Here is a 23,749-nt window from a genome sequence, read left to right as displayed (position 1 = left end):
GTTCCGAGGCATTTGACGAACATCCCATGTCGACAGCGCTGCTGGCAACGGCATTCCTGATGGGGCTCGCTGGCAGCCCCCATTGCGCCACCATGTGCGGCGTGGCCTGCGCCAGCCTGTGCCGCCGCCCGGCATCGGGTGACTCCGACACCCTGGCCACATCCGCCATAAGCACCCTGCCCCTGCTGCGGTTGGCGACGACCGATTCGCCCGGCCACCCACCAGCCGCCGCTCCCGCCCCGGCGATCAGTGCACTGAGCTGGCTTCTGCTCGGCCGCATGCTCGGCTATGCCGCAGCGGGCGCCATCGCCGCCTCGCTGGTCGGCAGCTTGCAGTGGATGGCCCAGCACTTCAGCGCGCTCAAGCCGGCCTGGACACTGTTTCAGGTCACGGTGCTCGCCTGGGGCTTGGTGCTGCTGCTGTTCGGCCGCCAGCCGCTCTGGCTCGACCAGCAGCTTGCGCGCTGGGGCCGCCAAGCCGGCCAGTTCATGCGGCCCGTGCTGCGCAGCCACGTCGGCAGCCTCGGCGTGGGCTTGGCCTGGGCCCTTTTGCCCTGCGGTCTGCTTTATTCGGCCCTGCTGCTGGCCGGCCTGGCCAACGGGCCATGGCAGGGCGCGGCCACCATGCTGGCATTTGCGCTCGGCAGCAGCGTGGGTCTGCTGGCCGTGCCACTGGCCTGGCGCCAGTGGCAGAAACTGCGCGAGCACCACCGTGAAGCCTGGATCAACCGGCTGGCCGGACTGGCACTGATTGGCGCGGCCGGCTGGGCCATGTGGATGCAATGGGGCCACGACTTCCTGGTCTGGTGCGGGCTGGCCTGAAAACCTCTCTGCGGTCTTTTCATGGGGCCCAAGGGCCGATTTACCCCGCTGACCCGGTAGGTGCAGTTCCGGCCGGCATCCGCACCGTTCAACTCGGCATCACTTGTGCGCGATCGCCGCGGTGGCGGCCAGATCCAGCAGCATGGCACGCACGGCAGCACCATTGAGCGCGTCGAGCTGCAGCGGCAGGCGCTCGGCATACTTGAGCACGGCCGATGCATTGAGCTTCTCCAGCCGCACATGCCCCAAGGTCCAGTTGGCAAAACCGCGCTCCTGGATCTCCGCGAAATACAGCAGTTCGGCATCGCGGTGGCGCGGGTCCTGCAGCACCTTGGCGTATATCTGGTTGACCGCGCTGCGGTTGCCTTCCATGAGTTGCAGGTAAATGCCATGCCCGTGGCAGAGCACGCCCGTAATGCCCTGGCGCGCATTGTGGCTGCGCCCCTGCGTGAGAATTTTGGCGACGGCCGCGTCATCGGGCTCGACGGCGACGCTTGCGAAAATCATTTGCACCAGCATGAGAGGCTCCCCGGCGTGCGTGAGATGGCTGAGATGGATTACTTCGGAATCAGCGACAGGAATTCACGGCGCAACGTCGCATCCTTGAGGAAGACGCCGCGCATGACCGAATTGAGCATGCGGCTGTCCATTTCCTTGACACCCCGCCAGGACATGCAGAAGTGGCTGGCCTGCATGACGATCGCCAGGCCGTCCGGCTGCGTCTTCTCCATGATCAGGTCGGCCAGCTGCACCACCGCTTCCTCCTGGATCTGCGGACGCGCCATCACCCACTCGACCAGCCGCGCGTACTTGGAAAGCCCAATGACATTGGTGTTCTGGTTGGGCAGCACGCCGATCCAGATCTTGCCGATCACCGGGCACAGGTGATGGCTGCAGGCGCTGCGCACCGTGATCGGGCCGACGATCATCAGCTCGTTGAGGCGCTCGGCATTCGGGAATTCGGTGATGGCGGGTTGCGGCAGGTAGCGGCCCTTGAAGACCTCGGTCAGGTACATCTTGGCCACACGCCGCGCGGTGTTGCCGGTGTTGTGGTCGGTGGCCGTGTCGATCACCATGCTGTCGAGCACGCCCTGCATCTTCTGCGTCACCTCGTCAAGCAGGGCTTCGAGATCTCCCGGCTGCAGCACGTCGGCGATGTTGTCATTGGCGTTGAAGCGACGCTGCTGTTCTCTCAGGCGCTCACGTATTCTGACGGATACCGGAACGCCCTCCTCGGAGTCCGCAGGCAGGCCGGGCAGGCTGGGGTTGAGTTTGCTCATGGGCGCGATGGTAACAGTGGACCGATTATCATAAGGCAACGCGGCCTTTTGCCGCCGTCCCCAAACATGTCAGCTGCCCCGCGTCAAGGTGCGCTGCGCACCCTGGTGCAGCCTGTCGCAGGCGGCCGAGAGACCATGAACGAACAACAACTGCGCGACATCCTGCTGGCCAAGGCCATCGAAACCGAACCGGCGCAGGGCCAGCCGGCGCTGCTGGACCAGGAGCAGGCCCAGGCTGCCACCGAGCAGGCCTTGTACGAACTGCGCGACCAGCAGCGCCTTGCCCCTTCCAGACGGCTTTCGCTGCTGCTGCAGCGGCGCGCCGAACGCATCGTGCGCGCCGCGCTCGCAATGCAGCCGCAGCTGGCGGCATTGCGTCAGCCCAACCGGCAGGTGCACTGGCTGTACGCTGCGCTGCCACTGCTGGCGTTTCTGACGGGCTTTCTCGGCGACCGCATTGGCGAACCCCACCGCGTCGACCTGCTGGCCGCGCCTCTGCTGGCGATCATCGGCTGGAACCTGCTGGCCTATGCCTTCATGCTGCTGGGCGGCCTGCGCCGCCTCCAGCCCGCCGCGGCAGCAGGCGCCGCGAGCGCCACGGATGCCCCGGTTGCCCTGTGGCGAAGCCTTTGGTCCCGGCGCTGGCTTCCGCTTGCGCAGGACCGCCAGCTCGGTACGCTGGCACGCGCCTTCCGCGCCGACTGGGCGCCATATGCCCAGGCCCTGCACCGCCGCTACTGGCGCCGCAGCCTGCACTGGAGCGCGGCCGCGCTGGCACTGGGCGTGACGGCCTCGCTCTGGACCACCGGCCTGCTGACCGAGTACCGCATCGGCTGGGAAAGCACGCTGCTGCAGCCCACGCACCTGCAAGGCCTTCTCAACGCGCTGACCTGGCCCGCACGCACACTGCTGCAGCAACCACCCTGGACGCTCGAACAGGTTCAGGCCCTGCAAGCATGGCCTTCGGGCAACCGGCAGGGCGGGCTGCAGTGGATCACGGCCTACAGCATTCTGCTGGCCGTTTGCGTGGTGCTGCCGCGCCTGCTGATGGGCCTATACCAGGAGTGGCGCGCCCACCACCAGGCCCGTCATCTGAGCCTGCCGCTGCAGACCCAGTACTTCCAGAAGCTGGCACGCGACTTCGCCAGCGATGCGCTCTCCATCTCGGTGCAGCCCTTCGACATGGCCATCAATGCAGCCCGCCAACAGCAGCTGCGCAACTTCATCCAGGCACAGTTCGGCAGTGCCGCCCATGTTGTCGTCGCGCCCACGCTGCAGTATGGCGATGGCGATGGCGGCAAATCCGCATTCACCGCCGTCGACGACAGTGCCCCCAGCCTGCGGGTCTTGCTGTTCAATCTGGCCGCAACACCCGAGCGGGAAATCCAGGGCCGTGCCATCGAACAATTGAGCCAGTCGCCCCAGGCCCAGGGCAGCGAATGCGCCGTATGGCTGTACGCCCATGAACTGGCCGAACGGCTCGGCGACGGCCAGCACCAGCGCCTCGAAGAACGCAAGCACCTCTGGCAGGGCTTTGCCGAGGCCCATGGTGTACCGAACGTCCGCTTCATCGGCGGCTGAACTCACCAACGCACCCGCTTCAGCCATAAGCTTCAAATTACGGCCCACTCCATCCATCCGGCCTCATGACTTCTTCCCCTCCCCTCCCGGCCCCTCCCGGCCCCACAGCGGCGCCAACCACCACCGAAGTGTCCGTGCCTGCTCAGACACGGATTCAGTGGTGCCTGATCTCGCACACCAACATCGGCAAGACCTCGCTGGCGCGCACGCTGCTGATGCAGGACGTGGGCGACATCCGCGATGCCGCCCACGTCACCGACTCCGCCGATGCCCATGTGCTGCTCGAGACGTCGGCCGGCGACATCCTGACGCTCTGGGACACGCCCGGTTTCGGCGACTCGGTGCGGCTTTACCAGCGCCTGCGTCAGCAGTCGAACCCGCTGGGCTGGTTCCTCAGCAACGTCTGGGACCGCTGGCGTGACAAACCTTTCTGGATGAGCCAGCGGGCCATGCGCGCCGCCCGCGACAACGCCGATGTGGTGCTCTATCTCGTCAACGCCGCCGAAGACCCGGCCGATGCCGGCTATCTGGATGCCGAAATGCACATCCTGCAATGGCTTGGCAAACCCGTTTTCGTGCTGCTCAACCAACTCGGCCAGCCGCAGCCCGGGACCGCGCAGCAGGCCGATGTCGAGCGCTGGCACGCGGCCGTCCGGCCCTACCAGCCGATGGTGCGAGGAGTGCTGGCACTCGATGCCTTCACGCGCAGCTGGGTGCACGAGCAATCGCTGTTCCATGCCGTTCAGGCCGCCATCGCTCCCGACAAGCAGGCCGCCTATGCGCGCATCGTGCAGGCCTGGGAGACGCGCAACCAGCAACGCTTTGCCGCCAGCATGGCCTGCCTTGCCACGCTGCTGGCCGAGGCTACCGGTTGGACGCAGCCGATCAGCGAACCGGTCAGCGCCTTGAGCTGGAAGCACCTGCAGAACGCGATGACCAGCAAAGCCGGCGCGGAGGCAGCGGCGGAAAACGACCCGGCCCGGCAAGCCATGCAGGCATTGCTGCGCCGGCTGCAAAAGGCCGATGAGGCCGCCATGCAGACGCTGCTGCAACTGCACCGGCTCGACGGCCACGCCGCCGCACAGATCCAGCAGCAACTCAACCAATACTTCACCGTGCAGCAGCCGCTCGACGCCCGCCAGATGGGGCTGCTGGGCGCTCTGACGACCGGCGCTGCCAGCGGGTTTGGCGCGGACCTCGCCACCGGCGGATTGAGCATGGGCACCGGCGCCCTGATCGGCGCGCTGGCCGGAGCCGCCGCTTTTGCCGGCGCTGCGCTGGGGCTCAACAAATGGCGTGCGCAATCCGCCCACCAGGTGCATCTCTCGGACAACCTGCTCGACGAACTACTGCGCGCGAGCCTGCTGAAGTACCTGGCAATTGCCCATTTCGGCCGCGGCCGCGGCAGCTATACAGCCAACGAGGCGCCGGCCCACTGGAATGCCGCGCTTGGCCAGGCATTGGCAAGCCGGCAGGAGACGCTGCACGCGTTGTGGCGAGGCCTGCGCGAACAGGCCCTGGCGGAGGCGGCAGCCCCGGAAGATCCCGCCCTGCGGGTGCGCCTGGAAAATGCGGTGACCGCCACCGCATTGGACACGCTCGGTCGGCTCTATCCCAGCCTGCAACTGCCGGGGCAAACCGCAGCCGACGGCACCGGCCAGCGGCCGTGACAAATGCAGCAAAAAAGAAAAGGGGTTGGTGCAACATGCACCAACCCCTTGAATGACTGGCGGAGTGGACGGGACTCGAACCCGCGACCCCCGGCGTGACAGGCCGGTATTCTAACCAACTGAACTACCACTCCTGGCAGGCAGGCTGTGCCGGTTTTGATCAACCGGCCAAGTGCTGCAAACTTGGCGACCCTACGGGGATTCGAACCCCGGTAACCACCGTGAAAGGGTGGTGTCCTAGGCCTCTAGACGATAGGGTCGAAGGACTTCAAAAACAAATGGTCGGCGTGGCGGGATTCGAACTCGCGACCCCTTGCACCCCATGCAAGTGCGCTACCTGGCTGCGCTACACGCCGAGAATCCGAGATTATAGCGGGTTAATTTCCTTCTTCAGACAAAATGGAACGAATTTCCAAAAGTTCTGCGCGAAGGCGGGACACGCCCCATGAAGCCTGGTGCTGCGGATCGGACGTGGCATCGAAATCAAGGCCCTGCTGGCCATTCTCGCCAGCCTTGAGGGAATGGTCTGGATGTGCACTGTGCGCCGCCGCATGGTACCCATTGACTGTGGGCGCTGCCTCGCCGTGCGAGGACTCGTCGGCACTCCAGTTCTGCAGGCGCGAACGCGCTCCGCTGATGGTGAAGCCCTGGCCGTACAGCAACTCGCGGATGCGGCGAATCATCAGCACCTCGTGGTGCTGGTAGTAGCGGCGATTGCCGCGCCGCTTCATCGGCCGCAACTGGGTGAATTCCTGCTCCCAGTAACGCAGCACATGCGGCTTGACGTCACACAGTTCGGCCACTTCACCAATGGTGAAATAGCGTTTGGCAGGAATCGATGGCAATGGCGCGTTCATGTACTGACCTGCTCGGGCGTTCTTTCAAGCGCCAATCATAACCCGAGGCCCGGCAACACAGCACCGCCAGCATGCCCACGGCAGTCGATGGTGCGCTTTTGCGACAGACACGCCGCCCAAGAACAGCCTCGCATGCGCCCCAGGGTGCAGAAGGGCATCCCGGGCGCATGTCAGGACTGCTGGACCTGCTCCTTGAGCTTGTTGCTGGCGTGGAAGGTGACGACCTTGCGCGCCTCGATCGGAATCACCTCGCCGGTGCGCGGGTTGCGCCCGGGACGCGCGCCCTTGGTGCGCACCTGGAAGTTGCCAAATCCGGAAATGCGCACGCTCTCGCCGTCGATCAGGCGGCGCACGATCAGCTCAAAGAAGGCATCGACGATGTCCTTGGACTCGCGCTTGGACAGGCCGATGCGCTCATACAGCAGATCGGCCAGCTGCGCCTTGGTCAGCGAGGTGGTCTCCAGGCTGTCGATGTCGATCGGGAAGTCGTTCATGGATCCGGTCCTTTACCGCCAATATCAGGCACGCAGGCGTGCTGCCAGCCGTTCCTGCAAGTTTTGTACCACGGCCTCAAGAGTAGCATCGATATCGGCATCGGTCAGCACGGTCTCGCCATCACCCAGCGTCAGGCGAATGGCCAGACTCTTCTCACCGGCTGCCACGCTGGCGTTGGCCTGTCCGGCCTGCGGGCGATAGATATCGAACAGCAGCACATCGGCAATGTGCCGGGCCTGGCGGCTGGTATCGATGGCGGCGCGCACCTGGGCAAAGGAAACCGACTCGGATACCACGATGGCCAGGTCGCGCTCGACCAGTTGTTGCCGTGCCACCGGCCGGGCCCATGGCACGGGCAGCTCCAGCACCGCATCGAGCTCCAGCTCGAACAGCACCGGTGCCTGCGGCAACTCCCATTGCTGGCGCCACTTGGGATGCAGCTCCCCGACGACACCAATGACCGCATCACCGAGCAGCACACGGGCGCTGCGGCCTGGATGCAGCGCGGGGTGTTCGGCCGCCTCGAAACGAAGATCCAGCGGTGCCAGCAGGGCCTGCACATCACCCTTGGCGTCGAAGAAATCGCTGCGGCGCTCGGCCTGGCCCCACTGGCGTCCGGCCACATCGCCATAGGCGATGCCGGCCACGCGCATGGGCTGGCGAACCCCCTTGACGGTGGCCTCCCCCGTTGGCACGCTGGCGTCACGCAGGAAGACGCGGCCGATCTCGAAGAGGCGCACGCGGCTGGCCCTGCGGTCCAGGTTGTACTTGAGGGCCCCCAGCAGCGAACCGATCAGGCTCGAGCGCATCACGCTCATCGGTGCGGCGATCGGGTTGAGCAGGCGGATCGGCTCGGCATTGCCGGCCAGTTCCGCTTCCCAGGCCGCCTCGACGAAGCTGAAGTTGATGGTCTCCTGGTAACCCAACTCGGCCAGCAGATGGCGCACGGCGAACTTGCTGCGCGAGGCCTCGGGCCGAATGCGCGCCATCACCGGCGCCAGCGGTGGCGTATCGGGCAGCGCGTTGAAACCGATGATGCGCGCCACTTCCTCGATCAGATCGGCCTCGATCTGGATGTCGAAGCGATGCGGCGGCGGCATCACCACCAGCACCGGGCCGCCGTCTGCCGCCGTCTCCTGCGCATAGGGCAGATCAAGGCGGCGCAGCGCGTCCTCGCACTGCGCGGCGCTGACGGGCATGCCGATGACCTTGGCGGCGCGGGCCACGCGCAGCGCCACCGGTTGCGGCCGGGGCAGGCTCAGTACCTGATCGTCGATGGCGCCAACACGCGTCTGCGGCGTGCCGCACACCTGCAGCACCAATTGGGTGATGCGCTCGATGATGTCCACCGTGTGGCTGGGATCGACGCCGCGCTCGAAACGGTGTCCGGCATCGGTGGAGAAATTGAAACGGCGCGAGCGCCCCTGAATGGCCGCCGGCCACCAGAATGCCGCCTCGATGTAGATGTTGCGCGTCTCGTCCGAGACGGCCGTGGCATCGCCTCCCATGATGCCGGCAAGCGATTCGACAGCCTGCTCGTCGGCGATCACGCCCACCTGCTCGTCCACGCCAATGGTGTTGCCATTGAGCAGCTTGAGCTGCTCACCGGGCCGTCCCCAGCGCACCTGCAGGCCGCCGTGAATCTTGTCCAGATCGAAGATATGGCTGGGCTGGCCATATTCGAACATCACGAAATTGGAAATGTCCACCAACGGCGAGACGCTGCGCTGGCCGCAGCGCGCCAGCTTGTCGACCATCCACTTCGGTGTCGGCACCCGGGTGTCGACACCCTGCACCACGCGGCCCGAGAAGCGCCCGCACAGATCGCTGGCCTGCACATCCACCGCCACACGCGCCTCGCCACTCGCGGCCACCGGCACAATCGCCGGAGTCTGCAGCGGCGTGCCCGTCAATGCAGCAAGCTCGCGTGCCACGCCGTATATGCTCAGGCCATGCGCCAGGTTGGGCGTGAGCTTGAGCGTGAACACCTGGTCGTCAAGCCGCAGATAGCTGCGGATGTCCTGCCCCACCGGCGCGTCGGCCGGCAGCTCCAGCAAGCCGGCATGCTCGTCGGCGAGCTGGAGTTCACGCGCCGAGCACAGCATGCCATGGCTGGCGACGCCACGCAGCTTGCCGACCTTGATGCGAAATGGCTTGCCATCCTCGCCCGGCGGCAATTCCGCCCCCACCATCGCGCAGGGCACCTTGATGCCCACGCGGGCATTGGGCGCGCCGCAGACGATCTGCAGCAGTTCGCCCTCGGGGCCGGCGCTGCCAACATCGACCTTGCAGACGCGCAGGCGATCGGCATCGGGATGCTGGACGGCCTCCTTGATTTCACCAACGACGATACCGGTGAAAGGCGGTGCCACCGGGGCGACCTCCTCCACCTCGAAGCCGCCCATGGTCAGGGTATCGGCCAGTTCCTGGGTGGACAGGGGCGGGTTGCAAAATTCACGCAACCAGGATTCAGGAAATTGCATAGGGACTCTCTCGACACGCGCGTGGTGCTCGGGCCACGGGCGAAATTACTGGAACTGGCTCAGGAAACGGATGTCGCCATCGAAGAACAGGCGCAAGTCATTGACACCGTAACGCAGCATGGTCAGGCGGTCGGGTCCCATGCCGAAGGCAAAGCCGATGTACTTCTCAGGGTCCAGTCCCATGTTGGCAACCACCGTCGGATGCACTTGACCGGAGCCAGCCACCTCCAGCCAGCGTCCAGCCAGCGGCCCGCTGGCGAACTGGATGTCGATCTCGGCGCTCGGCTCGGTGAACGGGAAGAAGCTCGGGCGAAAGCGCAGCACCAGATCCTCCTGCTCGAAGAATGCCTTGCAGAAGTTCGTGAACACGTACTTCAGATCCTTGAAGCTGACGTTCTCGCCCAGCCACAGCCCCTCGCACTGGTGGAACATCGGCGAGTGCGTGGCATCGCTGTCGACCCGGTAGGTGCGGCCCGGCGCGATCACGCGCACCTCGGGCAGCGCACCGCCGGCATCGACGACGGCCTGGTATTTCCGGACATGCTGGCGTGCATAGCGCACCTGCATCGGACTGGTGTGCGGACGCAGGTTGTAGTGCAGGCCGGATTCATCTTGCAGATCCACGTAAAAGGTATCCTGCATCGAGCGGGCCGGGTGGTTGGGCGGGTTGTTGAGCGAAGTGAAGCTGTGCCAGTCGGACTCGATTTCCGGGCCATCGGCCACATCGAAACCCATCGAGCCGAAGATCTGCTCGATGCGCTCCATGGTGCGCGAGACCGGATGCAGCCCGCCAGGCAGGCGCCGGCGGCCGGGCAGCGTCACATCCAGCGCCTCGGCCTTGAGCTGGGCAGCCAGTTCGGCATCGGAGAGGGCCTGGCGACGCTCCTGCAGGGCCCGTTCGATGGCCTGCTTGGCCTGGTTGATGGCGGCTCCGCGGCTCTTCTTCTCCTCGACGCTCAGCTGCGCCATGCCCTTCATCAGCTCGGTGATGCGGCCGCTCTTGCCCAGGAAGCGGGCCTTGGCATCTTCCAGCGCGGCCGGCGTGGTGCTTTGCGAAAACTGGCTGCGGGCCTGCTCGACCAGCATCTCCAACTCGGTGCTCATGTGTCTGTCCTGTTCGTCACGGTGCCCGGCGGGTGCATCGCGCACACATGCGCTCCGCCAAGAAAAAAGGCTGGCGCTTTGGGAACCTGTGAGCAGATTCGCGAAGCCCAGCCCTGTGCGGGGAGGGTTTGCGCAGCCAATGCGCAAACCACATGGTTTTAAGCTGCCAGTTTGGCCTTCGCCTGCTCGACCAGGCTGCCAAAAGCGGCTTTGTCATGGATGGCCAGATCGGCCAGCACCTTGCGATCGATCTCGATCTGGGCCTTCTTCAGGCCATTGGTGAACTGGCTGTAGGTCAGGCCCAGTTCACGCGAGGCGGCGTTTATACGCGCAATCCACAGTTGGCGGAACACGCGCTTCTTGGTGCGGCGGTCACGATAGGCGTATTGACCAGCCTTCATCACCGCTTGCTTGGCAACGCGGAAGACGTTGCCGCGGCGACCGCGGAAGCCCTTGGCCAGCTTCAGGATTTTTTTATGACGGGCATGTGCCGTGACACCACGTTTGACGCGAGGCATGTGCGTTACTCCTTATCCGATTACAGACCAGCGAATGGCAGCATTTGCGCCATGTGGCCGAGGTTGGTTTCATGCACATTCACGGCGCCGCGCAGATGGCGCTTGTTCTTGGTGCTCTTCTTGGTCAGGATGTGGCGCTTGAAAGCCTGACCGCGCTTGACGGTCCCACCTGGACGCACGCGAAAACGCTTCTTCGCGCTGCTCTTGCTCTTCATTTTAGGCATGGATCAATTCCTGCTTGACGTTGTGCGATGAAGGCGTGCGCAAGCCAATGCGCCCTTTTGTTGGCCCCACCACACTTTTTATGAACTTCGCCGATCTGCCACTGACAAGGCCACCCTCCGAAACAAAGGCGAAAAAGGCGAACCTTAGCCTCACAAATCAAGCGAAGCCTTCGATTATACACAATGTGCCGACAATGCACCAAGGTCCAGCAAGAACCCCAGCGAAGATCTACCGTAGCGATGCACCGATGCCACACCGACAGCATTGCCCCACTTCCCGCCGGCATCTGACTTATCCACGGTCGATGGAGCCGCCAGAGAAAACGGCAGCCCGAAAGCTGCCGTCCCATCCCTGCGCCTGTCCAGCAGCCCCGTAGAGCCGCAAACAGACAACCTGCGCCAAGATCAGTACTGACGGGAGGGAAGTTGTATCGAATCACCCAGTGATCAGAAACCCGACCAAGCTCACCAGCTTATCCTCAGCCGGCTCCGTTCTCGGTGATGGCATCGTCCTGCTCGGACGGCTTGGGCTTGGCCTGGCCGCCTGTGGCCTTCTTGCGCTGCGGTGCGATCATCATGATCATCTGCCGACCTTCAAGCTTGGGGAACTGCTCGACCACGATGCTGTCGGCCAGTTCGTCGCGCAGGCGATTGAGCAGATCCAGACCCAGGTTCTGATGGGTGATCTCACGACCACGGAAACGCAGCGTCACCTTGACCTTGTCACCATCCTCGAGAAATCGGCGGATGTTGCGCAGCTTGATGTTGTAGTCGCCATCGTCGGTACCGGGACGGAACTTGACTTCCTTGATGTCGATCACGGTTTGCTTGGCCTTGGCCTCGGCAGCGCGCTTTTGCTCCTGGTACTTGAACTTGCCGTAATCGATCAGCCGCGCGACGGGCGGAGACGCCATGGGCGCGATCTCGACCAGATCCACATCCAGATCGCCGGCCATGCGCAAGGCTTCGGTGAGACTCAAGATGCCGATGGGCTCATTGTCCGGCCCCGTCACCCGCAGTTCCTGGGCATTGATTTCTCGATTCAAGCGGTGCTTGCGCTCTTCCCGCTGACGACGATCACGATATTCCGTAGCGATGGTTCTCACCTTCAATGGTTGGTTTCAACGAAGCGGCCGACCATCCTCGTCCGGATCCATGGCCGCTGTCATGCCTTATTGCCTCGACTCGATGCGCTCGCGCAGCAACGCGATGAAATCATCGAGCTTCATGACTCCCAGATCCTGGTTGCCACGCCCGCGTACCGCCACCGTGCCGGCTTCCTTCTCCTTGTCGCCAACGACGAGAATGAACGGCACTTTCTGCAATGCATGCTCGCGTATTTTATAAGTGATCTTCTCGTTGCGCAGATCGATGCCGGCGCGGATCGGCTGATAAGGCAAGGCTTTTTGGAGTTTTGCAACAATTTCACGACAGTAGTCGGCCTGCGCATCGGTGATGTTGAGCACACTGACCTGCTGCGGCGAGAGCCACACCGGCAGGGCACCGGCGTAATGCTCGATAAGGATGCCGATGAAGCGCTCCAAACTGCCGACGATGGCGCGATGCAGCATCAGCGGGCGGTGGCGTGCACCATCCTCGCCGACATACTCGGCGTCCAGGCGCTCGGGCATCGACGGGTCGACCTGGATGGTGCCGCACTGCCATTCGCGGCCGAGCGCATCGCGCAGCGTGTATTCGAGCTTGGGGCCGTAGAAGGCGCCATCCCCCTCGGCGATGCGGTACTCGCAGCCCGAGGCTTTGAGACTTTCGATCAGCGCGGCCTCGGCCTTGTCCCAGCTCTCCTCCGAACCAATGCGCTTTTCCGGACGCGTGGCGACCTTGTAGATGATGTCGGTGAAGCCGAAGTCCTTGTAGACCCGCTGCAGCACCTCGGTGAAGTGATGCACCTCCTGCTGCAGTTGCTCTTCCGTGCAGAAGATGTGGCCATCATCCTGCGTGAAGGCACGCACGCGCATGATGCCATGCAGACCGCCCGAAGGCTCGTTGCGGTGACACTGGCCGAACTCGCCGTAGCGCAGCGGCAGATCGCGGTAGCTCTTGATGCCCTGATTGAAGATCAGCAGGTGGCCCGGGCAGTTCATCGGCTTGAGCGCATAGTCGCGCTTTTCGCTCTCGGTGACGAACATGTTCTCGCGGTACTTGTCCCAGTGACCGGTCTTCTCCCACAGGCCCTTGTCGAGGATCTGCGGCCCCTTGACTTCCTGGTAGCCGTTTTCGCGGTAGACATTGCGCATGTACTGCTCGACCTGCTGCCAGATGATCCAGCCCTTGGGATGCCAGAACACGGTGCCAGGCGAATGCTCGTCCTGGTGGAACAGATCGAGCTCCTTGCCCAGGCGCCGGTGGTCACGCTTCTCGGCCTCCTCGATGCGCTGGATGTAGGCATCGAGCTGTTTCTTGTCGGCCCAGGCCGTGCCATAGATGCGCTGCAGCTGTTCGTTGCGCGAATCGCCGCGCCAGTAGGCGCCCGCCAGCTTGGTCAGCTTGAAAGCCTTCAGGAAACGCGTATTGGGCACGTGCGGGCCCCGGCACATGTCAACGTACTCCTCGTGGAAGTACATGCCCATCTGCGTTTCATCGGGCATGTCCTCGATGAGGCGCAGCTTGTAGTTCTCGCCCCGCGCCTTGAAGATGCGGATGACTTCCTCGCGCGGCAGCACGCGCTTGATGACGTCGTAGTCCTTGGCGATCAGCTCCTTCATGCGCGCCTCGATGGCAGCCAGATCCTCCATGGTGAACGGACGTTCGTAGGAGATGTCGTAATAGAAGCCCTCATCAATCACCGGCCCGATCACCATCTCGGCGTTCGGGAAAAGCTGCTTGACGGCATGCCCGACCAAGTGGGCGCAGGAGTGGCGGATGATCTCCAGCCCTTCCGGGTCCTTGGGGGTGATGATCTGCAGGCGTGCATCATGGTCGATCACATCGCAGGCATCCACCAGACGGCCATCGACCTTGCCTGCCACGGTATTCTTGGCCAGGCCAGGACCAATGGCTGCCGCCACCTCGGAGACCGAAATGGCGTGGTCGAACTCGCGCTGCGAACCGTCTGGAAGGGTAATATGAATCATGAGAATGCCAAAAGAAAAACGCGGCCGGTGCCGCGCTGACGGGTTGTCAAAGAACAGGCAAGCACTTGGCGCAACCTCCGCGGGATGGTGCCAGGCAAGTCCACTGCAGATCATCCTGCCATGGTCATTGCCCCCCGCCCTCTAGTCACTGACCTTAAACGATGTATTTTCCCACAAAAAGGCCCGCATCGCTGCGGGCCTTTTCCGTGCTGGACAGCTGGCGGACTCCGCCCGAGCTGCGGCCACGTCGCGCCATCAATGGAACTGCTCTTCCTCGGTGGAACCTGTCAGCGCCTTGACGCTGGAAGAGCCGCCCTGGATCACGGTGGTCACATCGTCGAAGTAGCCCGCCCCCACTTCCTGCTGGTGCGACACGAAGGTGTAACCTTGCTCACGGGCGGCGAATTCAGGCTCCTGCACCATCTCGACGTAGTGCTTCATGCCCTGCCCGCCAGCGTAGGCATGGGCGAACCGGAAAGTGTTGTACCAGTTGACATGGATGCCCGCCAGCGTGATGAACTGGTACTTGTAGCCGAGCGCCGAGAGCTCGTCCTGGAAGGCGGCGATGGTCTTGTCGTCGAGGTTCTTCTTCCAGTTGAAGGACGGCGAGCAGTTATACGACAGCAGCTTGCCTGGGTTGGCCGCGTGCACGGCCTGCGCGAACTCGCGGGCGAAGCCCAGGTCGGGCGTACCGGTCTCACACCAGACCAGATCGGCATAAGGCGCGTAGGCAACACCGCGGCTGATGGCCTGCTCCAGGCCATTCTTGACGCGATAAAAGCCTTCCTGCGTGCGCTCGCCGGTCAGGAACGGCTTGTCATTGGCGTCATGGTCGCTGGTGATCAGGTTGGCGGCCTCGGCGTCAGTGCGGGCCAGCACGATGGTGGGCACGCCCAGCACATCGGCGGCAAAACGTGCCGCCACCAGCTTTTCGATGGCCTCCTGGGTTGGCACCAACACCTTGCCGCCCATGTGGCCGCATTTCTTCACGGCCGCGAGCTGGTCCTCGAAGTGCACGCCGGCAGCGCCCGCGACGATCATGTTCTTCATCAGCTCGAAGGCATTGAGCACACCGCCGAAACCGGCTTCCGCATCGGCGACGATCGGCAGGAAGTAATCAACGAACTCCGGGTCACCAGGGTTAACGCCCTTGGCCCACTGAATCTCGTCGGCACGCTTGAAGGTGTTATTGATGCGGCGCACCATGGTCGGTACCGAATCATAGGCGTAGAGCGACTGGTCGGGGTACATGGTCTCGGAGGTGTTGCCATCGGCCGCAACCTGCCAGCCCGACAGATACACCGCCTCCAGCCCGGCCTTGGCCTGTTGCATGGCCTGACCAGCCGTAATGGCGCCGAATGCATTCACATAACCCTTCTTGGCCGTGCCGTTGATGCGGGACCAGAGCTTCTCCGCGCCCTGCTGGGCCAGCGTATGCTCGATCTGCTGGCTGCCGCGCAGACGCACCACGTCGGCGGCGGAATAGGCACGCTTGATGCCCTTCCAGCGTGGATTTTCCGCCCAGTCCTTTTCCAGGGCGGCGATTTGTTGTTCACGGCTGAGCGACTTTGTCATCGGGATACTCCTGTGTTGAGAATGACGTTGCGATGGGCTTACTGTAATCGCCACACCACCCACAAAAGCATCTTATGTCTTATATAAGACATATTTTTAATCATTAAAATTCAATGGCTTGAGCACAACATTTTGCAATTCGGAAAATTGATTCTCAAGACAAAAAGCATTGCTGCTGCGCAGCAATGCTTTATTCCAAAGCACAAACAATGATTCCGCATTGTGAATTCAACGAGTGCGGCATCCGGTATCCTTGCAGCGCCATGCACATCGTTCAAGTTGCTGGACTTCGATACCCCTTCGGAGACACTCCGCCGCACAGTCCCCACACCGCATGACGTAGCTCACCCAAGGAGGCACCACAAGAACCCGATGCAAGACACCAGCAACCATTGCATCAACCCCAACTCGGCCATTGGGACGCCACAGCACCAACATCCCACGCCAGCAGGAGATGCGAAGACAAAATAAAAGGGCTTACGGCATGACACCGTAAGCCCTCGCAAAAATGGTCGGAGCGGCGGGATTCGAACTCGCGACCCTCTGCTCCCAAAGCAGATGCGCTACCAGGCTGCGCTACGCTCCGACAAGCCGATCATTATATGATGGAATTCGAACCCCACCGTGCCCGAGAAACGGATTGGCCGGAAATATTTCACCGAGGGCCGGCAACGGCACCATGCGACCTGTCCCCCGCGACGCATGTTCCGCCGGGCAAGCCATAGAATATACGGCGCTGACAAAGGTCAAGGCTTTGCAAATACGAATAAGATAGGCTGATGGCAGCTCGAAATCCGAGACCCATTCCAACCCTCTGAAGGAGAAGATTCCCTATGTCGATCTACAAGCACATCCTCGTTTCGACCGATGGTTCCGAGCTGTCCGAGAAGGCTGCCAATCATGCGCTGGAGCTGGCCAAGCTCACTGGCGCGGATCTGGTTGCCATTACCGTGACGCCCAGCTATCCGGTCACGTACCTGGAAGGCAGCATGCCCATCAACAGCGACCAGGCCAAGGAGATCGAAGCGAAGTGGCGCGCCGAGTCGCAAAAGTATGTGGCTTCCATCGAGGAGGCTGGCCGTCAGCAGGGCGTTGCCGTGCAGGCCATCATCGTCAACAACGACAACATCTCTGAAGCCATCCTCAAGACGGCAGCCGAAAAGAATGTCGATCTGATCATCATGGCCTCGCATGGCCGCAAAGGCATCGCTCGCCTGCTGCTTGGCAGCGAGACCCAGCACGTGCTGACCAATGCCAAGGTACCGGTCCTGGTGCTGCGCTAAGAACGCGCAGCATTGCCAGGGCCACAGGCCCCTGCGCACTTCGGCCCGCCCGAAGGCATGAAGGGTTGCCCTCCCCTGGCATAGCCACCCCCTGCAAGCCGTATCGCCGTGACTGGCCGTACGGCTTTGTTGTCTTTACCAACGTACACGGCCTGTTCGCACCCCATGCGCGTGCCGGTGCCGGCCACACATCGCTTCCCCATGCCGACAACCAGTCACAGCCCGGACTCCCGGCGCCCCTTGCAAGGCCTGCGCGTCGTAGAGTTCTCCCACATGGTCATGGGCCCGGCCTGCGGCATGATCCTGGCCGACCTGGGCGCCGAGGTCATCAAGGTGGAGCCACCCGGCGGCGACGGCACACGCCATCTGCTCGGGGCTGGCGCCGGCTTCTTTCCGATGTTCAACCGCAACAAGCAAAGCATCGCCATCGACCTGAAGAGCCCGCAGGGACTGGAGGTGGCGTTGAAGCTTTGCGCCACAGCCGATGTGGTGCTGCAGAACTTCAAGCCAGGCGTGCTGGCGCGGTTGGGCTTGGACTACCCGAATCTGCGCCGCCTCAATCCGCGGCTGGTGTATGTCAACCTGAGTGGTTTCCTGCCTGGTCCGTATGAGAGCCGCACCGCGCTGGACGAGGTGGTGCAGATGATGGGCGGACTGGCCTACATGACGGGCCGCCCGGGCGATCCACTGCGTGCGGGCAGCAGCGTCAACGACATCATGGGCGGCATGTTCGGCGCGATTGGCGCCATGGCGGCGCTGATGCAGCGCGGCAACACCGGGCATGGCCAGGAGGTGGATGCCGCACTGTTCGAGAACAATGTGCTGCTGGTGGGCCAGCACATGCTGCAGTACGAAGTCACCGGGCAGGCCGCCGCGCCGATGCCAGAGCGCATCTCTCCTTGGGGCATCTACGACATTTTCACCGTGCGCGACGGGCAGCAGATCTTCCTCTGCGCCGTCAGCGACGCCCACTGGCTGGCCATGTGCGACGCCTTCGACTGGCCCGATTTCAAGGCCCATGCCGATTTGCACAGCAACAATGCACGCGTGCAGGCCCGCCCCTGGCTGCTGCCGCTGTTGCGCGAGCGGCTGGCCGACCGGCCCGTCGAGGAGGTGGCCAGGCGCTTCGAATCCCACGGCCTGCCGCACGCGCGGATCATGCGCCCCGAGCAGTTGTTCGATGATCCGCACCTGCAGGCCACCGGCGGACTGGAGCCGATTGAACTGAGCGATGGTGACCGGGCCGGCCAGATCGTGCATGCGGCGCTGCTGCCGATCCGCATGGACGGCGAACGCCTGCGCAGCTACCGCAACCCGCCGCGCCTGGGCGAGCACAGCCAGGCGATCCTGCGATCACTCGGTCTGAACGAGGCACAGATCGCCGATTTGCACGCACAGGGCGCGGTGGGCTGACGCATTCGGGGCGCAACAGTCAGGCCCGACTGGCGAATCCTCCCCCGCCTACCGAATCCCACAGCAGAATGGCCCCGCATGGCATTGCCATGCGGGGCCAGGGTCTCAGGTCATGTGCCACCCGCCAAGGGCGGCTGCGCGCTTTCAGGAAACCGCGCCGACGTTGGCCGCCGCCAGTGCCGTCATGTTGACGATGCGGCGCACGGTGGCCGAAGGCGTCAGCACGTGGGCCGGTGCGGCCGCCCCCATCAGGACGGGACCGATGGTCGTGCCATGGCCGCTGACTTCCTTGAGCACATTGAAGAGGATGTTGGCCGAATCCAGATTCGGGCAGATCAGGATGTTGGCATCGGAGCTCAGCGTCGAATCAGGCAGCGTGCGATGACGCACCGCCTCGGACAATGCGGCATCGCCGTGCATCTCGCCATCGCATTCGATGTCGGGATAGCGCTGCTTGAAGAGTTCAGTGGCGCGGCGCATCTTCAGTGCACTGGGGCGCGAGGATGAGCCGAAGTTCGAATGCGAGAGGAAGGCCACCTTTGGTGGCACGCCAAAGCGCTGCACTTCGCGCACTGCCATGTGGGCGATGGAGACCAGCCCTTCGGGATCCGGATCCTCATGAATGTAGGTGTCGGCCACGAACATCGTACGGTTCTCCAGCAGCAATGCATTGATGGTGGCGAGGCCTTCGGAACCATCGCGCACGCCGAGAATGTCCTTGATGCGGCGCAGGTGGTTGTCGAAGCGGCCGACCATGCCGCACAGCATGGCATCGGCATCGCCCAGATGGATCATCAATGCGGCGATGATGGTGTTGGAGCGGCGCACCGCCGTCTTGGCAGCCTCTGGCGTGACGCCATTGCGGCCCATGATCTTGTAATAGGCTTCCCAATATTGGCGGAAACGCGGATCGTCCTCTGGATTGACGTTCTCGACGTCCTTGCCCAGTTCGATGCGCAGGCCGGCGCGCTTGATGCGATCGGCAATCACGGCAGGGCGGCCCACCAGGATCGGCTTGGCCAGGCGTTCGTCCACCACCACCTGAGCGGCGCGCAGCACGCGCTCGTCCTCGCCCTCGGCATAGGCAACGCGGCGCAGGTTGGCCTTGGCGGCATGGAACACCGGCTTCATGAACATGCCGGTCTGGTAGACGAAGCGCTGCAGGCTGTCGCGGTAGGCGTCGATGTCCTCGATCGGCCGCGTGGCCACGCCCGACTCGGCAGCCGCTTTGGCCACGGCCGGCGCGATGCGCAGGATCAGGCGCACATCGAAAGGCGTGGGAATCAGGTAATCCGGGCCGAAGGAGAGCTCTTGGCCGGAATAGGCAGCGGCCACCTCGTCGCTCGCTTCGGCCTTGGCCAGCGCGGCGATTTCATGGACGCAGGCGAGCTTCATCGCCTCGGTGATCTTGGTAGCACCACAGTCAAGCGCGCCGCGGAAGATGTAAGGGAAGCACAGGACGTTATTGACCTGGTTCGGGTAATCCGAGCGGCCGGTAGCGATGATCACGTCCGGGCGCACGGCCTTGGCGAGTTCAGGGCGGATTTCCGGTTCGGGATTGGCCAAGGCCAGCACGATCGGCTTGTCGGCCATGGTACCCAGCATCTCGGCCGTCAGCACACCGGGCGCCGAACAGCCCAGGAACACATCGGCGCCGGCGACGATGTCGGCCAGCGTGCGCGCCTCGGTCTGCTGCGCAAAGCGCGCCTTGGACGGGTCCAGGTTGCTGCGTCCTGCATGGATGACGCCCTTGGAGTCGGCCACGAACACGTTTTCGAGCTTGACCCCCAGGCCAATCATGACGTTGATGCAGGCAATCGCCGCCGCACCGGCGCCCGAGACCGCCACCTTCACATCACCGATCTTTTTGCCCACCAGCTCCAGGCCATTGAGCAACGCAGCCGAGGAAATGATGGCGGTGCCATGCTGGTCGTCATGGAACACCGGAATGTTCATGCGCTTGGAGAGTTCCTGCTCAATGTAAAAACACTCGGGCGCCTTGATGTCCTCGAGGTTGATGCCGCCGAGCGTCGGCTCCAGCGCAGCGATGATCTCGACGAGCTTGTCCGGATCACGCTCGGCCAGTTCGATGTCGAACACATCCACGCCGGCGAACTTCTTGAAGAGGCAGCCCTTGCCTTCCATCACCGGCTTGCCCGCCAGCGGGCCGATGTCGCCCAGGCCCAGCACTGCCGTGCCATTGGTGATCACGCCGACCAGGTTGCCGCGCGAGGTGTACTCGGCGGCAAGCGCCGGATCAGCCTGGATGTCCAGGCACGGATAGGCAACACCCGGCGAATAGGCCAGCGAGAGGTCGCGCTGGTTGGAGAGGGGCTTGGTGGGCGTGACGGCGATCTTGCCCCGGCTTGGCGAGCGGTGGTAGTCCAGCGCGGCGGCGCGCAGCGCCTGTTCGGCATCGGATAGCGGCTTCTTGTTCGAATGCATAGAAATGGGTTCTCAAGGAAAGGGAACGGCATGCGCTGTCAAGGCGCAGCACCAAAGCATGCCATGGCGGCGCCCGCAGGTCTCCAGATGTCTGTCGGACGCCGGTTTGCGCAGGCTGCGAACGATAGCAGAAGGGCGCCGCCCGGCCAAGTGCATGCGCTGCACCGGCCCCGCTTGCGGCCCGGCCGGCATCAGGCCACCATCAGCTGGCCGTGGCGGCCTCGCCCTGCAGCGCGCGCAGATCGACACCCGCGCGCTCAAGTCCAGAGAGGATCGCCTTGATCGAGGCCGTGACGATGTTCGGATTGCTGCCGACGCCCCAGGCATGGATGTCGTCGACACTGACCTCCACATAGGCCATGGCCTGCGCATTGGCGCCAGCCCCCACCGCGTGCTCGGCGTAATCGAGCACGCGCACGTCCCTGCCGGTGGCCTGGCTCAATGCATGCACGAAGGCATCGATCGGTCCTTCGCCATGGCCCGTGACCTTGGCAGCAGCGCCACTCTTGCGAATGGTGGCCTCGATGCTGGTCTGCGCGCCATCGCCACCGAGCTGGTAGCTGGGTGCTGTCTCCTCGAGACGGAACTCCTGCTGGAAGATCGTCCAGATGTCCTTGGCGGTCAGTTCGGTGCCTTCGCTGTCCATGGTCTTTTGCACCACCTGGCTGAATTCGATCTGCAGCTTGCGTGGCAACACCACCTTGTACTCGCTCTCGAGCAGATAGGAGATGCCGCCCTTGCCGGACTGGCTGTTGACACGGATCACCGCTTCGTAGCTGCGGCCCAGGTCCTTCGGGTCGATCGGCAGATAGGGCATGTCCCAGATGTCGCCTTCCTTGCGGGCGTTGAAAGCCTTCTTGATGGCATCCTGGTGCGAACCCGAGAACGAAGTGAACACCAGCTCGCCCACATACGGGTGACGCGGGTGCACAGGCAGCTGGTTGCAGTGCTCGACGGTGCGCTTGATTTCGTCGATGTGGGAGAAATCCAGCTCGGGATCGACGCCCTGGATGTACATGTTCAGCGCGACATTGACGATGTCGAGGTTGCCGGTGCGTTCGCCGTTGCCGAACAGGCAGCCCTCGAGTCGATCGGCACCGGCCATCAGCGCCAGCTCGGCGGTGGCGGTGCCGGTGCCGCGGTCATTGTGCGGATGCACCGACAGCACGATGGCATCGCGACGCAGCAGGTTGCGGCCGGTCCACTCGACCATGTCGGCAAAGATGTTCGGTGTCGAATGCTCGACCGTGGTCGGCAGGTTGATGATGCACTTCTTCTCCGGCGTGGGCTGCCATACCTCGGTGACGGCATCGACGACGCGCTTGCTGAAGGCCAGCTCGGTATCCGAATACATCTCGGGCGAATACTCGAACACCCAGTCGGTCTCCGGGTACTGCGCGGCAATGTCCTTGAAGAGCTGCGCATTGCTGCGCGCAAGCGCGACGATCTCGTCCTCGCTCATGCCCAGCACCACCTCGCGCATCACCGGTGCGGTGGCGTTGTAGAGGTGCACGATGGCGCGGCGCACGCCCTTGAGGGATTCGAAGGTGCGGCGCACCAGGTGCTCGCGAGCCTGCGTCAGCACCTGCACCGTCACATCCTCGGGAATCAGGTCTTCCTCGATGAGCCGGCGCGTGAAATCGAATTCGATCTGCGAGGCCGATGGAAAGCCGATCTCGATCTCCTTGAAGCCGATCTCCACCAGCGTCTTGAACATGCGCAGCTTGCGCTCCATGTCCATCGGCTCGATCAGCGCCTGATTGCCGTCGCGCAGGTCCACGCTGCACCACACCGGCGGCTTGGTGATCACCGCGTCCGGCCAGGTGCGATCCTTGAGGTGCACCGGGGCAAACGGACGGTACTTGGTGGCGGGGTTCTTCAACATCATGGTCGGGGTTCCTGTTCAATGAAGGTTGATGCTGCCAGCGGAAAAAGGGGAAAAGCAAAACGGCCCGTCGCTGACAAGCATACGGGCCGTTGGGAAAGTAGGGTCTACAAAAACTATGCGCGCACTACCAAACCCGCCCGTTGGACGTTGGCTAGTAGCACTAGGGAAAGCTTTTGCATCGGATAAGTGTAGCGCAATTTCTGCGCTGCGGCCAAACTTTATTTATGCAGGCCCTGCTCTTCAGGCTCGTCGGTGGAGATGCTGATGACGCTGGTGGGCTGGCCACGCGCACGGCGGCGCACATAGACGATGAACCCACTGAGCGCATACAGCACGAACATGCCGAACAGCACCAGCGGCGGGTCGATGTTGATGACCGCGATCAGCAGCACCACCAGCACCACGCTGACAAAGGGCACCGAGCGGCGCGCCTGCAGGTCTTTGAAGCTGTAGAACGGCAGGTTGGTGACCATGGTGATGCCCGCATACAGCGTGATGGCGAACATCAGCCAGGCCTCGACACTGGTGGAAACATAGGCGTCGTAGCCGCGTCCCTCGTCCGTCATCAGCCAGATGAAACCGGCCACCAGCGCAGCCGCCGACGGCGAAGGCAGGCCCTGGAACCAGCGCTTGTCCACCACCGAAGTATTGACGTTGAAGCGCGCCAAGCGCAAGGCCGCGCAGGCACAGTAGACGAAGGCGGCGATCCAGCCCCAGCGCCCCAGGCCCTGCAGAGCCCATTCGTAGGCGACCAGCGCCGGCGCAGCGCCGAAGGAGACCATGTCCGAGAGCGAATCCATTTGCTCGCCAAAGGCGCTTTGCGTGCGAGTCAGGCGTGCCACGCGGCCATCGAGCCCGTCGAGGATCATCGCGGCGAAGATCGCGGTGGTCGCCAGATCAAAGCGCTTGTTCATCGCCATGACGATGGCATAGAAGCCGCAGAATAGCGCAGCCAGCGTCACCATGTTGGGCAGCATGTAGATGCCCTTGCGCGGCGGTGGCCGCTGGGTGACGGGCTCC

General features: G+C 63.4%; 19 protein-coding genes and 4 tRNA genes. 5 read left to right on the top strand and 18 right to left on the bottom strand.

What is annotated here, in order from left to right; genetic code table 11:
- Nucleotides 1–26 precede the first annotated feature (26 nt).
- Entirely contained in the window at nt 27–821 is a 795-nt protein-coding gene (locus EV687_RS18345) for a sulfite exporter TauE/SafE family protein (RefSeq protein WP_122225804.1), read from the top strand.
- Nucleotides 822–920: 99 nt separating this feature from the next.
- Here the strand turns inward: EV687_RS18345 and EV687_RS18340 are convergent, their stop codons facing one another.
- Nucleotides 921–1,340: a BLUF domain-containing protein gene (locus EV687_RS18340; protein ID WP_122225803.1), complete on the bottom strand. Its 420-nt coding sequence runs from the start codon at nt 1,338–1,340 to the stop codon at nt 921–923.
- Nucleotides 1,341–1,378: 38 nt separating this feature from the next.
- On the bottom strand, nt 1,379–2,101 hold the full coding sequence (gene folE / locus EV687_RS18335) for a GTP cyclohydrolase I (protein ID WP_122225802.1): 723 nt from the start codon (nt 2,099–2,101) through the stop codon (nt 1,379–1,381).
- Nucleotides 2,102–2,236: 135 nt separating this feature from the next.
- Here folE and EV687_RS18330 point away from each other — a divergent pair, with 135 nt between their 5' ends.
- Both EV687_RS18330 and EV687_RS18325 read left to right on the top strand, forming a co-directional pair.
- The gene (locus tag EV687_RS18330) at nt 2,237–3,682 is read left to right on the top strand and encodes a DUF2868 domain-containing protein (RefSeq protein WP_162846493.1); all 1,446 of its coding nucleotides are present in this window, start codon (nt 2,237–2,239) and stop codon (nt 3,680–3,682) included.
- Between the two features lie 134 nt (nt 3,683–3,816).
- Nucleotides 3,817–5,352 (top strand): DUF3482 domain-containing protein, encoded by a 1,536-nt coding sequence (locus tag EV687_RS18325; protein WP_162846492.1) that lies wholly within the window; start codon nt 3,817–3,819, stop codon nt 5,350–5,352.
- Between the two features lie 57 nt (nt 5,353–5,409).
- On the opposite strand, the gene EV687_RS18320 is transcribed toward EV687_RS18325, so the two are convergent.
- From EV687_RS18320 to EV687_RS18260, 13 genes are all read right to left on the bottom strand, one after another.
- Nucleotides 5,410–5,486, bottom strand: a tRNA-Asp gene (locus tag EV687_RS18320).
- Nucleotides 5,487–5,536: 50 nt separating this feature from the next.
- Nucleotides 5,537–5,612: transfer RNA gene (locus EV687_RS18315), tRNA-Glu, on the bottom strand.
- Between the two features lie 19 nt (nt 5,613–5,631).
- Nucleotides 5,632–5,708, bottom strand: a tRNA-Pro gene (locus tag EV687_RS18310).
- Nucleotides 5,709–5,729: 21 nt separating this feature from the next.
- Complete coding sequence (locus EV687_RS18305) at nt 5,730–6,209, bottom strand: MerR family transcriptional regulator (RefSeq protein ID WP_122225799.1); 480 nt, start codon at nt 6,207–6,209, stop codon at nt 5,730–5,732.
- Between the two features lie 170 nt (nt 6,210–6,379).
- Nucleotides 6,380–6,703 (bottom strand): integration host factor subunit alpha, encoded by a 324-nt coding sequence (locus tag EV687_RS18300; RefSeq protein ID WP_122225798.1) that lies wholly within the window; start codon nt 6,701–6,703, stop codon nt 6,380–6,382.
- Nucleotides 6,704–6,727: 24 nt separating this feature from the next.
- Nucleotides 6,728–9,187, bottom strand: coding sequence for a phenylalanine--tRNA ligase subunit beta (gene pheT, locus EV687_RS18295; protein ID WP_122225797.1), 2,460 nt, complete (start codon nt 9,185–9,187; stop codon nt 6,728–6,730).
- 45 nt (nt 9,188–9,232) lie between these two features.
- Nucleotides 9,233–10,291 (bottom strand): phenylalanine--tRNA ligase subunit alpha, encoded by a 1,059-nt coding sequence (gene pheS / locus EV687_RS18290; RefSeq protein ID WP_122225796.1) that lies wholly within the window; start codon nt 10,289–10,291, stop codon nt 9,233–9,235.
- 158 nt (nt 10,292–10,449) lie between these two features.
- Complete coding sequence (gene rplT, locus EV687_RS18285; RefSeq protein ID WP_122225795.1) at nt 10,450–10,809, bottom strand: 50S ribosomal protein L20; 360 nt, start codon at nt 10,807–10,809, stop codon at nt 10,450–10,452.
- A 20-nt stretch (nt 10,810–10,829) separates the two neighbouring features.
- Nucleotides 10,830–11,033, bottom strand: coding sequence for a 50S ribosomal protein L35 (gene rpmI / locus EV687_RS18280; RefSeq protein ID WP_122225794.1), 204 nt, complete (start codon nt 11,031–11,033; stop codon nt 10,830–10,832).
- A 479-nt stretch (nt 11,034–11,512) separates the two neighbouring features.
- Complete coding sequence (gene infC, locus EV687_RS18275; RefSeq protein ID WP_122227011.1) at nt 11,513–12,139, bottom strand: translation initiation factor IF-3; 627 nt, start codon at nt 12,137–12,139, stop codon at nt 11,513–11,515.
- Between the two features lie 66 nt (nt 12,140–12,205).
- Nucleotides 12,206–14,125: a threonine--tRNA ligase gene (thrS, locus tag EV687_RS18270; RefSeq protein ID WP_122225793.1), complete on the bottom strand. Its 1,920-nt coding sequence runs from the start codon at nt 14,123–14,125 to the stop codon at nt 12,206–12,208.
- A 255-nt stretch (nt 14,126–14,380) separates the two neighbouring features.
- Entirely contained in the window at nt 14,381–15,700 is a 1,320-nt protein-coding gene (aceA, locus tag EV687_RS18265; RefSeq protein WP_122225792.1) for an isocitrate lyase, read from the bottom strand.
- A gap of 509 nt (nt 15,701–16,209) precedes the next feature.
- Nucleotides 16,210–16,286, bottom strand: a tRNA-Pro gene (locus EV687_RS18260).
- Nucleotides 16,287–16,539: 253 nt separating this feature from the next.
- On the opposite strand from EV687_RS18260, the gene EV687_RS18255 reads away from it, so the two are divergent.
- Both EV687_RS18255 and EV687_RS18250 read left to right on the top strand, forming a co-directional pair.
- Nucleotides 16,540–16,983, top strand: a complete 444-nt coding sequence (locus EV687_RS18255; RefSeq protein ID WP_122227009.1) for a universal stress protein — start codon at nt 16,540–16,542, stop codon at nt 16,981–16,983.
- 201 nt (nt 16,984–17,184) lie between these two features.
- Nucleotides 17,185–18,396 carry a CaiB/BaiF CoA transferase family protein gene (locus tag EV687_RS18250; protein ID WP_122225791.1) on the top strand — a complete coding sequence of 404 codons (1,212 nt, stop codon included), beginning with the start codon at nt 17,185–17,187 and terminating at the stop codon, nt 18,394–18,396.
- Nucleotides 18,397–18,540: 144 nt separating this feature from the next.
- Here EV687_RS18250 and EV687_RS18245 read toward each other — a convergent pair whose 3' ends face one another.
- The 3 genes from EV687_RS18245 to pssA form a co-directional block, all read right to left on the bottom strand.
- The gene (locus tag EV687_RS18245; RefSeq protein ID WP_122225790.1) at nt 18,541–20,841 is read right to left on the bottom strand and encodes an NADP-dependent malic enzyme; all 2,301 of its coding nucleotides are present in this window, start codon (nt 20,839–20,841) and stop codon (nt 18,541–18,543) included.
- Nucleotides 20,842–21,043: 202 nt separating this feature from the next.
- Entirely contained in the window at nt 21,044–22,726 is a 1,683-nt protein-coding gene (gene leuA / locus EV687_RS18240) for a 2-isopropylmalate synthase (RefSeq protein ID WP_122227007.1), read from the bottom strand.
- A gap of 221 nt (nt 22,727–22,947) precedes the next feature.
- On the bottom strand, nt 22,948–23,706 hold the full coding sequence (pssA, locus tag EV687_RS18235) for a CDP-diacylglycerol--serine O-phosphatidyltransferase (protein WP_242612723.1): 759 nt from the start codon (nt 23,704–23,706) through the stop codon (nt 22,948–22,950).
- Between the last annotated feature and the right edge of the window lie 43 nt (nt 23,707–23,749).

The sequence above is a fragment of the Corticibacter populi genome (assembly GCF_004217315.1).
Lineage (GTDB): Bacteria > Pseudomonadota > Gammaproteobacteria > Burkholderiales > Burkholderiaceae_C > Lampropedia > Lampropedia populi.
Note: the sequence above shows the minus strand (reverse complement) of the source record. Positions and strands in the feature narration are given on the sequence as shown.

Bases quoted from the DNA above. Each gene is read 5' to 3' on its own strand.
- EV687_RS18345 (WP_122225804.1), top strand. From the start codon at position 27: ATGTCGACAGCGCTGCTGGCAACGGCATTCCTGATGGGGCTCGCTGGC.
- EV687_RS18340 (WP_122225803.1), bottom strand. From the start codon at position 1,340: ATGCTGGTGCAAATGATTTTCGCAAGCGTCGCCGTCGAGCCCGATGAC.
- folE (WP_122225802.1), bottom strand. From the start codon at position 2,101: ATGAGCAAACTCAACCCCAGCCTGCCCGGCCTGCCTGCGGACTCCGAG.
- EV687_RS18330 (WP_162846493.1), top strand. From the start codon at position 2,237: ATGAACGAACAACAACTGCGCGACATCCTGCTGGCCAAGGCCATCGAA.
- EV687_RS18305 (WP_122225799.1), bottom strand. From the start codon at position 6,209: ATGAACGCGCCATTGCCATCGATTCCTGCCAAACGCTATTTCACCATT.
- EV687_RS18300 (WP_122225798.1), bottom strand. From the start codon at position 6,703: ATGAACGACTTCCCGATCGACATCGACAGCCTGGAGACCACCTCGCTG.
- pheT (WP_122225797.1), bottom strand. From the start codon at position 9,187: ATGCAATTTCCTGAATCCTGGTTGCGTGAATTTTGCAACCCGCCCCTG.
- pheS (WP_122225796.1), bottom strand. From the start codon at position 10,291: ATGAGCACCGAGTTGGAGATGCTGGTCGAGCAGGCCCGCAGCCAGTTT.
- rplT (WP_122225795.1), bottom strand. From the start codon at position 10,809: ATGCCTCGCGTCAAACGTGGTGTCACGGCACATGCCCGTCATAAAAAA.
- rpmI (WP_122225794.1), bottom strand. From the start codon at position 11,033: ATGCCTAAAATGAAGAGCAAGAGCAGCGCGAAGAAGCGTTTTCGCGTG.
- thrS (WP_122225793.1), bottom strand. From the start codon at position 14,125: ATGATTCATATTACCCTTCCAGACGGTTCGCAGCGCGAGTTCGACCAC.
- aceA (WP_122225792.1), bottom strand. From the start codon at position 15,700: ATGACAAAGTCGCTCAGCCGTGAACAACAAATCGCCGCCCTGGAAAAG.
- EV687_RS18250 (WP_122225791.1), top strand. From the start codon at position 17,185: ATGCCGACAACCAGTCACAGCCCGGACTCCCGGCGCCCCTTGCAAGGC.
- EV687_RS18245 (WP_122225790.1), bottom strand. From the start codon at position 20,841: ATGCATTCGAACAAGAAGCCGCTATCCGATGCCGAACAGGCGCTGCGC.
- leuA (WP_122227007.1), bottom strand. From the start codon at position 22,726: ATGTTGAAGAACCCCGCCACCAAGTACCGTCCGTTTGCCCCGGTGCAC.
- pssA (WP_242612723.1), bottom strand. From the start codon at position 23,706: ATGCTGCCCAACATGGTGACGCTGGCTGCGCTATTCTGCGGCTTCTAT.